This is a genomic window from Spirosoma knui, assembly GCF_054780635.1.
On sequence record NZ_BAAGVY010000016.1, the window covers coordinates 30069 to 44670 of the forward strand.

The 14602-nt window shown below is 50.2% G+C and carries 11 protein-coding genes and 1 pseudogene; 5 read left to right on the forward strand and 7 right to left on the reverse strand.

Going from position 1 to position 14602, the window contains the following annotated elements:
* Positions 1 to 75: 75 nt before the first annotated feature.
* Positions 76 to 1464, reverse strand: coding sequence for a serine hydrolase domain-containing protein (locus tag ACYVIY_RS25180; protein ID WP_460979291.1), 1389 nt, complete (start codon positions 1462 to 1464; stop codon positions 76 to 78).
* Positions 1465 to 2138: 674 nt separating this feature from the next.
* Here ACYVIY_RS25180 and ACYVIY_RS25185 point away from each other — a divergent pair.
* The 4 genes from ACYVIY_RS25185 to ACYVIY_RS25200 all read left to right on the forward strand — a co-directional run bounded on the left by ACYVIY_RS25185 (position 2139) and on the right by ACYVIY_RS25200 (position 10380).
* The gene (locus ACYVIY_RS25185; RefSeq protein WP_460979292.1) at positions 2139 to 2588 is read left to right on the forward strand and encodes a helix-turn-helix domain-containing protein; all 450 of its coding nucleotides are present in this window, start codon (positions 2139 to 2141) and stop codon (positions 2586 to 2588) included.
* Positions 2585 to 3154 (forward strand): PIN domain-containing protein, encoded by a 570-nt coding sequence (locus tag ACYVIY_RS25190; RefSeq protein ID WP_460979293.1) that lies wholly within the window; start codon positions 2585 to 2587, stop codon positions 3152 to 3154. The genes ACYVIY_RS25185 and ACYVIY_RS25190 overlap by 4 nt, the downstream gene beginning before the upstream one ends.
* A gap of 1151 nt (positions 3155 to 4305) precedes the next feature.
* Entirely contained in the window at positions 4306 to 5184 is an 879-nt protein-coding gene (locus tag ACYVIY_RS25195) for a helix-turn-helix domain-containing protein (RefSeq protein WP_460979294.1), read from the forward strand.
* A 207-nt stretch (positions 5185 to 5391) separates the two neighbouring features.
* A complete protein-coding gene (locus ACYVIY_RS25200) occupies positions 5392 to 10380 on the forward strand; it encodes an immunoglobulin domain-containing protein (protein WP_460979295.1) in 4989 nt (1662 codons plus the stop codon).
* A gap of 233 nt (positions 10381 to 10613) precedes the next feature.
* Here the strand turns inward: ACYVIY_RS25200 and ACYVIY_RS25205 are convergent, their stop codons facing one another.
* The 5 genes and pseudogenes from ACYVIY_RS25205 to ACYVIY_RS25225 form a co-directional block, all read right to left on the reverse strand.
* Complete coding sequence (locus tag ACYVIY_RS25205; protein WP_460979297.1) at positions 10614 to 10814, reverse strand: hypothetical protein; 201 nt, start codon at positions 10812 to 10814, stop codon at positions 10614 to 10616.
* Positions 10811 to 11869, reverse strand: coding sequence for an ISKra4 family transposase (locus tag ACYVIY_RS25210; protein WP_460979298.1), 1059 nt, complete (start codon positions 11867 to 11869; stop codon positions 10811 to 10813). The genes ACYVIY_RS25205 and ACYVIY_RS25210 overlap by 4 nt, the downstream gene beginning before the upstream one ends.
* A 59-nt stretch (positions 11870 to 11928) precedes the next feature.
* A complete protein-coding gene (locus ACYVIY_RS25215; protein WP_460979300.1) occupies positions 11929 to 12504 on the reverse strand; it encodes a recombinase family protein in 576 nt (191 codons plus the stop codon).
* Positions 12505 to 12570: 66 nt separating this feature from the next.
* Positions 12571 to 12774 (reverse strand): hypothetical protein, encoded by a 204-nt coding sequence (locus ACYVIY_RS25220; protein ID WP_460979302.1) that lies wholly within the window; start codon positions 12772 to 12774, stop codon positions 12571 to 12573.
* Between the two features lie 48 nt (positions 12775 to 12822).
* Positions 12823 to 13269, reverse strand: a pseudogene (locus tag ACYVIY_RS25225) (plasmid pRiA4b ORF-3 family protein).
* Positions 13270 to 13791: 522 nt separating this feature from the next.
* Between ACYVIY_RS25225 and ACYVIY_RS25230 the strand changes: the two are divergent.
* Positions 13792 to 14160 carry a hypothetical protein gene (locus ACYVIY_RS25230; RefSeq protein WP_460979303.1) on the forward strand — a complete coding sequence of 123 codons (369 nt, stop codon included), beginning with the start codon at positions 13792 to 13794 and terminating at the stop codon, positions 14158 to 14160.
* Positions 14161 to 14375: 215 nt separating this feature from the next.
* Here the strand turns inward: ACYVIY_RS25230 and ACYVIY_RS25235 are convergent, their stop codons facing one another.
* Positions 14376 to 14522, reverse strand: a complete 147-nt coding sequence (locus ACYVIY_RS25235) for a hypothetical protein (RefSeq protein WP_460979304.1) — start codon at positions 14520 to 14522, stop codon at positions 14376 to 14378.
* Between the last annotated feature and the right edge of the window lie 80 nt (positions 14523 to 14602).

Below are 14602 nucleotides of genomic sequence, written 5' to 3' on the forward strand. Positions count from 1 at the left end.
GAAAAACCTCCCTGTCTTCTAGAGTAGGTCATGAAGAGACGATACTTTGTCGCTGCATAAAATCAATTGTAGGGATCACTCCTCAACCCTAATGAATTCGCCTGTATTTTCCTGTTTCCAGATCAGTTTAACGGCTCGCCCATTTTCAACTACAAACTCGATGGTGGTGGGTACCTTTCTTACTTGAGGTATCACAAACTTGGTCTCCGATTGAGCCGAAAGCACCATATTGGTGCCGGATCCATTGGAGAGCGTGCAAGCCAGTCGCCCATCCGATCTTTTCTCTATTTTGAGCGTCTCCCGGTACTGCGCGTTTTTATAGGTACCCACGTACCGGTTCACTATCTCAGCTTCTAGACTCATTTCCGCAAAGGCTGACTTCCCCAACATAAGTTTGGTTAGGTCATAACAGAGCTCCTGTTCATCCGTATTCAGTTGCCGTCCATTGAATAATCCGACCACATAGACGTTTTCCTGGGGTAAGAAGATGGCTTCACTTCTGAAGCCGAATATACTTCCACCATGTTCGATGGATTGGCTACCCCCTAGTTTTCGAATAAACCAGCCGTAGCCATAGTCAGAAAGCGTTCCGTCCGCTAGCGTATAAGGTCGGAACACGTTTTTCAGCGTTTCTTTTTTCAGGAGTAGCCCTTTCCTGATTGCTTCATTCCATCTGAACAGGTCTTCCGTCGTACTTATCAAGCCGCCGGCACTATAGAATAACGCCATACTGATAAAGTCAGCATTCTGGTACTCATTTTCTATTTTCTCATAGCCCTGGACCCGGTTGGGTACGATGGTAGCGGGTACTTCATAATAGGTATGAGTCAACCCGATCGGGTCAAATATCTTCTGTTTAAGGTAGTCCGGGTAGGACAAGCCGGAGACCTGCTCGATGAGGTAACCGATCAAAAAATAGTTGGAGTTACTATACTCAAATTTGGCACCGGGCACAAACGACAAAGGCTGGTGGCGGATGCTATCAACGATTTGACGGGTCGGAAAATCGATGCGGAAGGGATTTGGGACATTCGATTCAAGGTTAAGATAGTCAGCTATGCCCGAAGTCTGAGTCAGCAAATGTTCGATGGTAATAACGCGCCCCTTCTTGGGATACCCTTTGATGAATTTTTGCAGACTGTCGGTCAGCGCTATTTTCCCTTGCTCGACTAACTGTAAGAGAGCAACTGCTGTAAACTGTTTGGTTATAGAACCAATTCGGAAAACCATGGTGGGTCGGACCGGAACTTGGAGTTCAAGACTGGCGTGGCCGAATGCCTTATTATAGACGATTTGCCCATTTTGGGCGATAAGGATAGCGCAGCCCGGTGCAATGTCATTTAGCCGATTGGTCACCAAATCATTAATCTGTTTAGTTACGTGCTTGTTGAGTTTGGACTGTCCGAAGCCTACTGTCGCTATCATCCATACCGTAAAAAAGAGCAACTGTGTTTTTTTTGACATAGAAAGAGTGCAGTAAATAAATTGCGTTGCGGTAGAGCTAATTAGATCTTGCCGGTGGTCATACAAATGCATGATCGCCCGGTAAAAAACATCAAAGACAACTGACAAGTCTATTCAAATCCGGATTTGAGATGAAAAATAGCCGATCCCAGTCTATAAAACCATTAGCGGGTAGGCGCATTATAAGAGCAATCAAATTCTAACGCATCTGGGTGGTTGCTGATCAAAAGAGTGAGCATAGGAGGACGCAGTAAAGAATAAGCTGGAGGGGAATGGAGTATTCCGAAGGGCGAGAAAAAGATAGTTCCTCCGTAAGACTCATCTTACCTCAATAAACGCCCGATTTGAGCAGCAGATACAAGAACTCTCTATCGTCTCACATGGGAGCCTTTTATGAGAATGTGATTTATAGAATATCAGGCTATTTTTACTATCAGTCCTGTGCCCCCCCACCGGAATGCCAAATTACGGATGACAGCCACTGCGGCTAAAGCCCTAGCATACCAGCCATCTAAAGTCAGTTTAAGGAAGCGTTCAATGATAAGCGTATTGGCCTAGCCGACCACCGCCCCGTTTTTCTATATGGTTGCTTACCTGATCGATACAAGGCTTCGTTTTTGAACTTTGTTTCGTTTATTTCGTTTAGTAACTTTGTACCCTAAGACAAAAAGCAAATGGAAGCTGTGCTAGAGAAGCCTACCCAACACGAGCAACGCGTAGCCCGTGAATCGCTCTTTGGTTTTAACGCTGCCCTAGCGGAAAGAACCTCCGATAGCATCAACATCCAGATCCAGGAAAGCCAGCAATCGTTTACCATCCCCACTAAAGCCCTCGAACTGCTTTCCTTCATCCTCTCCAGCATGGCCGAGGGAAAAGCTATTTCGCTCGTACCCTCTGATGCTGAACTTACCACCCAGCAGGCCGCCGATATGCTCAATGTATCCAGGCCACATATTGTCAAGCTGCTGGAAAAAGGCGTAATTCCCTATAAAAAGGTAGGGAGCCATCGCCGAATCTTGCTCGACGACTTACTGACTTATGAAGCTCAGCACAAAGCGAACAGAAAAGCCAACCTGCGGTTTTTGGCTGAGCAAGCCCAAGACCTCAACCTGGGCTACGAATGACCCATTCGTCTATGTTTGTTGCCTTACTTGATGCTTGCGTACTCTACCCGGCACCGATTCGAGATCTGTTGCTAAACTTAGCGGATGTCGAGTTATACAGCCCTAAGTGGACAGATCGAATTCATCAGGAGTGGACCCGGAATCTGCTGTTGAACAGACCTGAACTAACGGCTGATCAGTTGGAACGGACAACTCAAGCCATGAACAACGCCTTTCCTGATGCAACCGTTGTTCACTACGAAGCCTTGATTGACTCACTGGCTTTACCTGACCCAGATGATTGCCATGTACTGGCAGCAGCGATTCGTTGCCAGGCCGACGTCCTGGTGACGGCTAATCTCAAGGACTTCCCTAGTGCCATAGTGAGCCTTTTCGATTTGGAAGTCCAGCACCCTGACGAGTTCATCGCTAACCTGATTGATCTGGACTCGAGAAGAGCCATGATGGCCTTTGAGCAACAGGTTTCCAACTTGAAGAAGCCAGCCATGACACCAAGACAAGTCCTGGAGAACTTCAAAAAAGTAGGTCTTAAAGTAACGGCGAACCGCTTAACTAGCTTGTTGTAAAGCCAGGATCTTCTTCTTTACCTCTATATCTTGAGCACGGATTCATATCTTGTCAACCAATAGCCTATAAGCATTGGATAATCAGATCTGCATATTTATGAACTCCTCTTCGTCTCAAGCATGAGCGATTTTTGAGAATAAAGGAGGCGATACACTTGCAGCAACACCTCTGGCTTTGCTCGTTGATCCTGTCTCCGGCTTTCACTAAAGGGCATCAGCCGGGATGGCTCAAAAGTCTATGTCTGCTTCAACCCACAATCGGTAGCTCCACCAAACCATTCCCCCTCAAAAGCCAAAAGGCCCTATGGGCTGGTTGTTTTCATATGACTAGGTTACTCACCGGCCAAACCCAGAACAGCAGAAGAAAGCGTCACCTGCGTTGCTGACACACGAATGGTGCTTGAGCCGTTTGTATGCTAGCAGCTACTCGGTGGAGGCTGTGCTGAAAAACAGCGGTTTTGGGTCCTCAATCCATTTTTTGAGACAGGATTGACAGGATTTGATACGGAATTGACAGTCATCTTAGGGAAAGAATGTGACTTTTGGGCGGTTAAAGCGATTATGTTTTCAATACCTTCTAATAGATAATTTATACAATTCACTTTCTGATAAAACCAACTTAGCGAAAACTATGTATGAGAAAGTAGCATCTTTTGGTTAACTAATGGCATACTAGTTACGGTAAGACGACAGCCCAGATAGGCAATCCAGTTAGCGCGATGAATTGGTCGACGAAATTGTCTACTTGGTTCCTGACTCCACTGCCCAACCCCTTCTCTTTTCTGGGTGGTTACTGGAAAGGGCTCCCTATGGAGAATCCGTATTTAGACAAAAGGTAAAAGAGCAGGATAAAGTAGATAGATGTAATACATCGGCACCACTACCCCGGGAACAGCTGCCACTAGCCAGGTGGGCTAATTCTGTAACAGCCACTAAGTGCGTTCGTAGCTCTTTCTTTATTTTAATAAACAAGTCGTCGTCGGGCGCAAGATGTAGCTTAGGGGCTTGTCCAGGGTTTTGTTGCGAGCTCCGCCCTCTGGTGGTGTCAATAGTATATAAAGGCAGAAGCTAGCTAGGCCTGCTGCCAGCGAACCAGTGGCATTTTTTTGCTAGATACGATGACGGTTTCACCGAGTACCTTTTTTTCGCGCATGATTGAAGGGCAGGTATCAAGCCCATGCCCGCCCAACCAGGCGCATATCAACTACTCGACGAATTCGGCATTTTACCGCCGAAGCTCCTTGCAGGGCTACTCGTTGAAATATGTTCTTTCGGGTGTGGAGCCATACCGTATTAATGGACAGCCGCGAATCGTACAGCCTAACCAATTCGTAGTCGTTAGTCACGGTAGTGAGGTAGAAGTTGAAATCGACAGCCGGACACCGGTGCATGGCGTCTGTGTGTTTCTGTCGACTCACCAGATAAAGGATGTCTGGCATACGCTGCAAACGGATACTGCCCTCCTGTTGGATAGGCCCACAAGTACCGATGTCTTGCCCGTTTTCTATGAGCAGGTATTTACGGCCGGGCGCGACCTGTTGGGCCAGCGTCTGGCTACGCTAGCCCGCCAAATTTCGACCCAGTCGCTGGCGATCAATGCGCTGACGGACGATTTATTTTACGAATTTGCCCTCCACCTCTGTCAGCAGCAGCTGATCCACTGTCGGCACCTGGCCCGTTTAACTGCCCAGAAGCGAACAACCCGCGAAGAGGTATACCGGCGGCTTCTGCTGGCCAGAGAGTACGTGCATGATACCCTGACCGAACCGACTCGGTTGAGCGATATGGCAGCCGTGGCCTGTCTGTCAGACTATCATTTTCTACGTTCCTTCAAAGCGGTATTCGGCGAATCCCCCTACCAGTATGTGCTTCGTCATAGACTGCAAAAAGCGGTCAACTTGCTTCAGTCCAGCTCTTTGTCGATAAGCGAAGTCGCTGCAGCCTGCGGATTCGACGAAGTACAGGCCTTCACCAAACTTTTTCGCAAGCAGCATGGGCTAGGCCCCATGCGTTTTCGACAGTTACTGTAATTATAGCAATTTTATACCACTGCTGCTGCGCTAATCGCTTTAGGTTTACGCCCAGCTCGTTGGCTGTAGATTGGGATACTATTGACTGTGCCTCGGCCGCTCGCCGCGCGAGGAACCGCACAGTGGCCACCAAATTTCGAACGCGGCAGATTAATTATTTCCTGTCCTTCTATTTTCTGTTTCACCTGCTTTAAACAGCTCTGGCGTATGAATAAAACTTTTACCTATTTAGGACTGCTTGTTCTTTGTATACTAGCTCTGTCAACGGCAACTGCCCAGACCTTTAACTATGCCAAGCTTGCCGGTAGCTCGTTAGACGATCGGGCGGTAGCCATAGCAAAAGATCAGGGGGGTAATAGCTACGTAACGGGTTACTATCGAACCTCAATTGACTTTGGCGACGGGTTTATATTACCGGGTACGTCAAGCTCAAACGCGTTCATCTGCAAAATAGGCCCAACGGGCACAACGCTTTGGGCCAAACGAATTACCACCAATTCAGGCTCGAACCAGACTACGGCTATCGCCGTCGATAATGCCGGTAACGTCTACACAACGGGGTCTTACAGTGGCCCAACCGACTTTAACCCTGATCAGAACGTAATAAATAGTTTGCCGACCACGGGTGGCAATGACATCTTTGTGCTTAAGCTCAACACGGATGGTAATTATGTGTGGGTCAAAAGCTATGGAGGGGTCAGACAAGGGGGCGGAGGTACGACCCAAGAAGAAGGAAAAGCCATTGCCGTCGATGGAGCCGGAATGGGTATCTATGTTACCGGGAGCTTTACGGGGCCTTCTACGGGGACAGGAGTTATCAATTTCGGTACCGGTGAATTCAGGAATGCGGCGCCTACAAACGACGTTTTCGTGCTTAAGCTGAACGCGGATGGGAGCACAAACTGGGCGGGGACGTTCGGCAATAGTGTCGTGGGAAGTGGCGAGGCGTCGTCGGGCATTGCCTTATCACCCGATGCCTCTTCGGTGTATTTGACGGGTTTTTTTCAGGGTACACTCGATTTTGATCTATCGCCCACGAGCACCGCCAATGTCACCTCCACTTCGCTGCAGGACGCGTTCATCCTGAAATTAAGCGCAGCTGGCGTTTACCAATGGGCAAAGGCAACAAGCGGCGCGTCTACTGCCTTTGTCTTACTTACGACGGGAAACGGGATTGCAGCTACTAATACTGGCGTGTATGCTACAGGGCACTTCAGAGGCACTTTAGACTTTGATCCTAATCCCTGTTCTGCAACCAACTTAACAAGTGCGGGTCTGTCCGATATCTATGTCTGGAAGCTGGATGCTTCGGGCAACTTCCGCTGGGCCAAACAGATTGGTGGGACCACCGATGACGCCTCAGGGAGCATTGCCCTTGACGCAAATGAAGGAGTTTATCTAACGGGCAGTTTTAGCGGGACCGCCGATTTGAACCCCGATCCGGCAGCGCAAACTAATTTTACGTCTATGTCCGGCAGTGCCGATGTGTTTGCCCTTAAGCTTAGCTCTACGGGGAGTTATTTAGCCGCCCTAAATTTTGGGGCCAAGAATTTTGATTATGGGAGTGGTATCGCCCCAGGAAGCTCTTCGGAAGCCACCGTAGTCGGTGCTTTTCAGCGACTTTCTACGGATTCAGGTCAATTGACCATCGATTTCGATCCTTCCCCCGCTACCAATTCACTACAAACCAAAGGGGACCGGGACGCGTTCATCGCCAGTTATACTGCGTTTCCGAATCCGTTACCACCCACCGTTATTACCGGAGAACCCGCTTCAAGTAGTACGATTTGTCCGGGGGGTGCGGTCAGCGTTTCGGTAACCGCTGAAGGGCCTGGTACCCTGACCTATCAATGGTACAAAACCAATTCGTCGTCCCCGGTAGCCGGTCAAACGACATCCACCTTATCGCTGAGCAGTGTAACCGTCGAGGATGCGGGTTGTTACTTTGTCATCGCTACCGGGTCTGGCGGCTCTGCTCAGTCCCGAAATTTCGTCTTGACCGTCGCATCCCCGACCATTAACTTAGTAAGCTCGGGAACGCTCACCTGCACGCAGACCAGCCTGACCCTGACGGCGGAGGGAGGCAATAACTACCGCTTCTCGGGGCCGGGTCTGGTGAGTTCGGACCCTCAATCAGGCACGGCGATCGTTAACGCATCAGGCCTTTACTCCGTCACCGCTACGGGTGCCAACGGCTGTTCAGCGGTTCAGACAACAACGGTGGCCAGTAACACGGCTCTGCCTGGAGATGTTACCTTAAATGCCAGTAGTACGCTCACCTGCGCGCAAGCGAGCGTCCAGTTACAGGCAGCCAGCACGACTCCCGGCGTAACGTTTGCCTTTTCGGGACCCGATGGCTTCACTCAGGCCAATGGAGCTACCGCCACGGTAACGCTCCCCGGCATCTATAGTCTTACCGTGACGGGGAGCAACGGTTGCGTGACCAGCACCACCACCGAAGTGGTCAGCAACACCGTCTCACCCCAGGGTATTGATTTAAGCGTAAGCAACGTACTGACCTGCGCCCAGCCAACGGCGGTGCTCAGCGCCAGTAGCAGCACCGGTAACGTCAGCTTTGTCATTAGTGGTCCAACCAATCAACTCGTCAATGCCAGCAGCACCACCATCAGCCAGTCGGGTGCGTATACCCTGGTAGTCACCGGAGTCAACGGCTGTTCGGCCAGCCTAGTCACCCAGGTCACCCGTAACACGGCTGCTCCCGAAAACGTAACCTTACTAAACGATGGGCCGCTTACTTGTATCAAAACCAGCGTTCAACTCGCAGCGAATGGTGGAATAGAGGGGAGCAGTTACCTGTTTAATGGTCCGGGCGTAACCAGCCAGACAGCTTCCTCCTCGATTGCGCTAGCAAATGTGGAAGGCCCTTACTCGGTGACGGTGACGAATCCAAATGGCTGTACCGCTGCCGCCACGACGCAGGTCTTGAGTAACACGACGGCTCCCCAGAACCTTAGCTTAACCAACGATGGTCCCCTAACCTGCGCCAAGACCTCGGTCAGTCTGACTGCTTCGAGCAGCACTACCGGTACACTGAGCTACACCTTTAGCGGGCCTGGTGTTACGAGCCAGACTGGAAGCTCCGTTGCTTCGGCCAATGAATCAGGCACTTACTTAGTGACCGTGAGGGCTCCAAATGGCTGCACAGCTTCGGTGTCAGCGGTGGTAGAGGGCAACACCTCGGCTCCCCAGAACGTAACGTTAGTGAATGACGGAGCAATCACCTGCGCTAAGCCAACCGTGTTACTTACCGCAGCCAGCAGCACCACCGGCTCATTAAGCTTTAGCTTCGCTGGTCCCTTTGCCCTCACCCAAGACGGAACCGCTAGCGCCACAGCTAACGGGCCCGGTACCTACACGGTGACGGTAGCCGGGCCTAACGGGTGTACGGCTACGGCCACCACCACGGTGGAAAGTAACACCACGGCTCCTGAGGCTAACCTAGCCAGCTCGGGTACGGTCACCTGTGCTAACCCCACCGTGACGCTAACGGCTACGCCCGCCGACCAGAGCAGTTACGTCTTTTCCGGCCCCGGACTCAATCAGAGTGGTGCTTCTGCAACAGCTCTTATAACGGCAGGTGGTCTCTACTCCCTCACCGTTACATCGGCCAACGGCTGTTCAACGGTAGCCACCACCACCGTAGAAAGTAACACCACCGCTCCCCAGAACGTGAGCTTGACCAACAACGGGCCGCTGAGCTGCGCGCAAACTAGTGTCACCCTCAGTGTTACCAGTAGCACCACGGGTCCGCTCAGCTATAGCTATGCCGGACCAGGCGTTACGGGCCAGAATGGAGGCTCCATGGCGATGGCCACGGTAGAGGGTCTTTATTCCCTCACTGTGACTGGCGCGAATGGTTGCACGGCTACGGCTACTACAGAAGTCGCTAGTAACACGGTAGCTCCTGAGGCCAACCTGACCAGTTCGGCCACCATCACCTGTGCCAATCCCAGCGTGACCTTGACGGCCAAGCCCGCCCAGCAGAGCCGCTACACCTTCGCGGGTCCCTCTTCTTTCGCGCAGAGCGGTACCACTGCTACCGCTTCGGTGACCGCCAGCGGTACGTATTCGGTGACTGTAACGGGCGTTAATGGGTGTACCGCTACGGCCATAACGGAGGTATTTAGCAACACGGTAGCTCCCCAGAACGTCACGTTGAGCAGTAGCGGCACGCTGACCTGCTCCCAAACCAGTGTCAATCTACTTGCAGGCAGTACAACTGAAGGGGTCACCTATAGCGTTGCCGGACCGGAAGGCTTTAGCGCTAATGGGTCAACGGTGAGCGTCAGCCGACCGGGTACCTACTCGGTGACTGCAACAGGCACCAATGGGTGTGCGGCCGTGCAAACTACCACCGTAGCAGGCAACACCAGCGTATCTAGTATCACCTTGACCAATTCAGGTCCCTTATCTTTTACCAACGCCAGCGTAACTCTTACAGCTACCACTACCCCCAGCGATACCTATAGCTATAGCTTTAGCAATGGGGCCGCTCAGCAGGGTACCTCTAACACGGCTAGGGTAACTACGGCGGGTGTCTACTCGGTAACGATAACTGGTAGCAACGGCTGTTCATCAATTGCGTCAACAACGGTAACAGGCGGCAGTAACCCCACTGTATGCAGAGGAGGTACAGCGGTGATTAGCGTTGCCGTGAGTGGCGCTCCGGTCAAGTACGAGTGGTTCAAGAATAGCCTGACCACACCCAAGCTCATGGAGACGCCCCAACTGTTCAGAGGAACAGCGACGAGTAGCCTGACCCTAATCAATGCTCAAACCAATACGCAAGGTAATTTCTATCTAAAAACGACCGATCAGGCGGGTACAGTGACCATTTACGGCCCCTATCGCTTGACGGTAGATGCGAGTTGTCGGGCCAGAGAAGTAGTCCAGCTGGAAACGCCTTTGCAAGTAGAGCTAGCCCCGAACCCGATTCAGCAGGATCGACTTCGGGCAGTAGTGCGCGGTGTTGAGGGCCGTGTATTGCAAGTCGAACTGGTTGATCTGAGTGGTAAGCCCATTCGTCAGCAGCGTTGGCAGCAGGCAGATGCTCAACAACTGATTGACTGGGATATGCAGCGACAAGGCTCAGGCTTATATCTGTTGCAGATCGTTAGCGAAGCGGGGAATGGTACTCCCGCTCAGCGCCAAAGCGTGAAGGTAGTAAAGCCGTAAAAAAATATGAAGCTCCCTTCTCAAACCAACAGCCCGGCGCTACCAACGCCGGGCTTGTTATATGTAGGAGAGCATCAAAAAGTGTGGGGTAAGTAGGGTCAAGCCGCTATCGGGACAGCCACAGTAGCCGGTGGTCGAAAACTGGGAAAGCGGGTTCGGAAACATTCATCCCACTCCTCATTCAGAACCTTCGTGCGAGCCTGTAACAGCAGATGCGCGCCCTTCTTACTCCATTACATCTGCTGATGCTTCACAAAGCGTTTGGCAATCACCTGATTAACCGTCGACTCCACAAAGCCAGTCGAGACGCGTTCCCCATAACGGTGCCGCTCGGAATAGTCGACGATAGAGGCTGAATTTTGACGCACATACGTGCTGAAATCATACAGGTAACGGGTCAACACTTTCAGCTTGTCGTATTTGTGGCCAATCAACTTATCCGCTCTGTGATTGGCCAGGGGTACATCAAGGTTGTCAATTTTTCCAAAGCCCGTTCTGTGTTGCCATGCCACAGATGCCACTTAATGCTGGTGAGCGTTTCGGCTACTTCCTTTCCCCGTTTTTCATCCGCTATAGTTAGGCCCAAGGCATACTGCTGAAGTACAGTAATTCGCATCGTCAGGTGAAACCAGTCCAGAATATGAGTGGATTCGGGATTTAGATAAGCCGTTAATGAGCGAAGCGTCGGCGCACCATCCGTAAAGAATTCAACCGATTGGTTGGCTTGTAGTCCCTGTGATCGCAGCACCTCAAACACGCGTCGTCGGGGTTTGGTGTCATAATCCTGCACAAAGCCGAAGCACTTAGCTGGTTTTTCATCGGGTATACTCTTACCTGTAATGATTTCAAAACTTGCTTTTTTGTGCCAGTGACGAACATAGCCACCGTCAATACCCACCACCAGAGGGCGGTCAGGAGGTGGCAACGCTTCCCGTTCCAATTGACAGCAACTGTTGAAAAACGTAGCTTCAGAAGCCATTTGTTTTTCCTGCTCTTCCACTACGGCATGAAGATGGTGCTGAATCGTAGTGGCATTGAGTTTTTGATCCATTGGAAGCACCTCTTTGAGCAGGTCAGCGGTTTTCTGATAGGGAATCAGGCTAGCCCATTTGGTCTCCAAATACAGCCGCTCAGGGGTCACGTGCTGACTGAAGACATCTTTGAGGGGACTAAACGTTTTGGCTCCGGTTCCCTCGGATGGGCGATAGAAGCGAGGACTATCGACTGTGACATCGCCGAACAAGGTTTTTAGCCGAATGGGGTAAGTGCCTTTCTTACGTAAATTGACGGGTGTATGAGCATGCAAATAGCTGGCAATCTGCGTATCAATCAGCTTTTGCTGAACCGTTTTGAGCAAGTCTTTGGACTCAGCCAGCGTTAGCCCCAGATTGCCTAAGGTCAATTCGTCCCGATTCAGGGTAAAAATAGCTTCCGTTGCAGGCGGCTGCTCGTCCGACGGGCAAGCCACTAGTTGCAGTTTGAGGATCATGGCAAAAAAGGAAAGAGTTAAAGAAGTGCTTTTACTTTGCGGACGGTGTTGACAGCCACTTAGCACAGTTTAGCCGTTTTGCGCACACTCAGGCCCGCGCGTAGGTTGTGGGCTACTGAACCGTACTTTTTCAAAAAGGTCGCTTTTTCTTCTACTGTCCCATCAGGCCGACCAATTTTCTTGCCTTGCCGACGGGCTTCTTCCATGCCTGATAGAATCCGTTCCCGAAGTGTTTCCCGCTCTAGGCGGGCAAATTCAGCTAGTAAGGTAAACATAAATTGAGCGACCGGATTCCGCTTACCATTTTTGAGCGTCTCAATACCGAAGTTATGGACGTAAATACTGACGTTGAGTCGGGTTAATTCGTCCACAACTTGCAAGACTTCGACCGTTGACCGGCCCAGGCGGGACACCTCACAAACTAACACTTTCTGAACGGCTCCCAGCCGACACAATTGTAACAACTCCTGTATCCCACCCCGCTCCTGGTTGGTGCGGACACCGCTGATCTTTTCCGAAACCTCAGCTACGACGTGTACCGATTGGTTTTGAGCAACAGCGCGAAGGTCTTCCAATTGTCGGTGGTAGTCCTGTTCTTTTTTAGATACCCGAACGAAGATGACGGCCTGTTGCATAGGCTAAATGTACGCAGCCTGTATCAACTAAACCATCTGGTTATGTTGATACAGAAAGTGTTGTCCTTACTCATCAAAATAAGCATCGTAACCGCCCAAGGTCTTCCAGAATTTACCGTCACCCTTTTTTTGATACAGTTTGGCTAAGGCCCGGTTCATTTTTTTCTTGTCGAACACTTCACTACGATGCGTAAGATACCACCAAGGCGCATTATCCAAGTCAAGGTCTGGAACCTGCCCGTTCTCGATACTTTCGAAGACGTTTGACAAGGTTTCCTGAATCCAACTGAACTGACCTATCAAAGCAGCCTGATAGGCTTAGGGCCCGCCGACATCTTCCGGAGGACATGCCCTTCGCCTAGCTGTACAAATCGGGTGGCGATACCCGGGTCTGGTATTCTCAACCTTTTCGACACGAATTTCGTGTTTTCAGTAATCGCCAAAATCATAAACATAGAAAAATTGATCCCCAGCCCTCAACCCTAAATTTCCAATAAAAATCTCAATAAGATCATCCCGATAATAGGTACCTCCAGCATAGGCAATTCCATAATCAACTCCCCAGATATGAAAAACGTGTAAATGCTGGTTTTGCCAGCCCATTATCATCTGTATCAAATGATGTAGCTCGGCAATATGGGTATTGCCGTCAACGATAAAGCGCCGGTAGATCATTGGCGAAATATTCAGAATATGTACCTTCAAGTGATAGACTGCACTTCTGGGGTCAAGGGTTGCCGGCTGGACTACATTTTTCGCTTTCATGTCGAGGTGGGGCCGTCAAGGATTTTAGATCCTACTCAAGTTATCAAAGAATCGATTGCCCCACACTTTTTGATGCTCTCCTATAAGGGAAGTAATCCCAGTCGTGCGGAACATGCCCAATGTATCCTCCTCTCCAATGAAATGGGATATACTTCCCGTCGATTAGCGATTAACGGGAAGGTCTCGCAGCTGCGGCTAAGCGGTTGGGCGATCGGTTTGATCAGTCAGCAGTCATTAACTGGCCAAAAACTACTGATTAATAATTAGTCAATGAACAGGTATTCAAAGTAGGCTCTTATGCGGTTAGGATAATAGACTTTTAATCAATAAAATTGCACTTTTCCCATTGAAAACATCAGAGACTAACAAGAAAAGCTGAATATGTATAAGGATACTATGAACGATGACGATCCTGCCATTTTATAGAAATATTGGTGCAATTTATTAATTATGAGGTCACTGCAACTATATCTTTATTCCTTCCGTTGCTTCTATATCCGACCTCTACTGGTGGACATCGTTATGAAAACACAGTCAAGATTTTTTGTATTATTTTTAGTTGCATTCACATTTGTCTCAACCCACTCCTGGGCGCAAAGCTATAGCCTTGGGCCTGCAACGGAGCCAGAGGCCAGCCAGGACGCTCACCGGCTAGGCGAAGAAATACAAACCAATCAACCGGTAGTCACGGAAGCTCAGAAAGGAGCCAATCGATCCCTTGATGCCATGCACTGGACCGCCGTTAACGTTCATGGGCAAAGCCAGTTGGTGCCTGTGGTCAGCAAACGGCTGCTGGATGACTCAAAGGAAGTTCCGTTTACCATACGTATTGATAAGTCGGTTGAGGAGCCAATGAAGGCATTAGACAAACCGGCTGCTCAGCGTTTATAAGGGAGGCTAACCAGGACACCTTACCTCAGTGATAGGGTACGAAAAAGGGGGAGTAGCATTATGTGTTACTCCCCCTTTTCGTACCGCCGTAATTGGCAGCCAGCGTAAGCTAGTAAAATGTGAGCCAGGATCGTAGTTCAGGACTCAGCTTATTCCGTGTCAACAGAACCCTGTACTCTTTTAAACGACTTACCTAAACCCCGGTTAACCACTTATCATTTTTTCGCTTTACGAGCCAGGTCCGGCGGTTTGATGCCGGATTCGGTCTGCTCGTACTTGGGGATTCTGGGGACACCCTGTACCTTAGGCGCTTTGGTGGCTGGCTTTTTGGTGTTTTTGTTTCCTTTTTCTTCGTGTGCCATATCAACAGAGTTTAAAGCAGAACGGTGGCCAGCGCAAAACGATTTAATTTGTTCAGATGGCTACCGCCGGTTTACCAGTC

Bases quoted from the DNA above. Each gene is read 5' to 3' on its own strand.
- ACYVIY_RS25180 (WP_460979291.1), bottom strand. From the start codon at position 1,464: ATGTCAAAAAAAACACAGTTGCTCTTTTTTACGGTATGGATGATAGCG.
- ACYVIY_RS25185 (WP_460979292.1), top strand. From the start codon at position 2,139: ATGGAAGCTGTGCTAGAGAAGCCTACCCAACACGAGCAACGCGTAGCC.
- ACYVIY_RS25190 (WP_460979293.1), top strand. From the start codon at position 2,585: ATGACCCATTCGTCTATGTTTGTTGCCTTACTTGATGCTTGCGTACTC.
- ACYVIY_RS25195 (WP_460979294.1), top strand. From the start codon at position 4,306: ATGATTGAAGGGCAGGTATCAAGCCCATGCCCGCCCAACCAGGCGCAT.
- ACYVIY_RS25200 (WP_460979295.1), top strand. From the start codon at position 5,392: ATGAATAAAACTTTTACCTATTTAGGACTGCTTGTTCTTTGTATACTA.
- ACYVIY_RS25210 (WP_460979298.1), bottom strand. From the start codon at position 11,869: ATGATCCTCAAACTGCAACTAGTGGCTTGCCCGTCGGACGAGCAGCCG.
- ACYVIY_RS25215 (WP_460979300.1), bottom strand. From the start codon at position 12,504: ATGCAACAGGCCGTCATCTTCGTTCGGGTATCTAAAAAAGAACAGGAC.
- ACYVIY_RS25230 (WP_460979303.1), top strand. From the start codon at position 13,792: ATGAAAACACAGTCAAGATTTTTTGTATTATTTTTAGTTGCATTCACA.
- ACYVIY_RS25235 (WP_460979304.1), bottom strand. From the start codon at position 14,522: ATGGCACACGAAGAAAAAGGAAACAAAAACACCAAAAAGCCAGCCACC.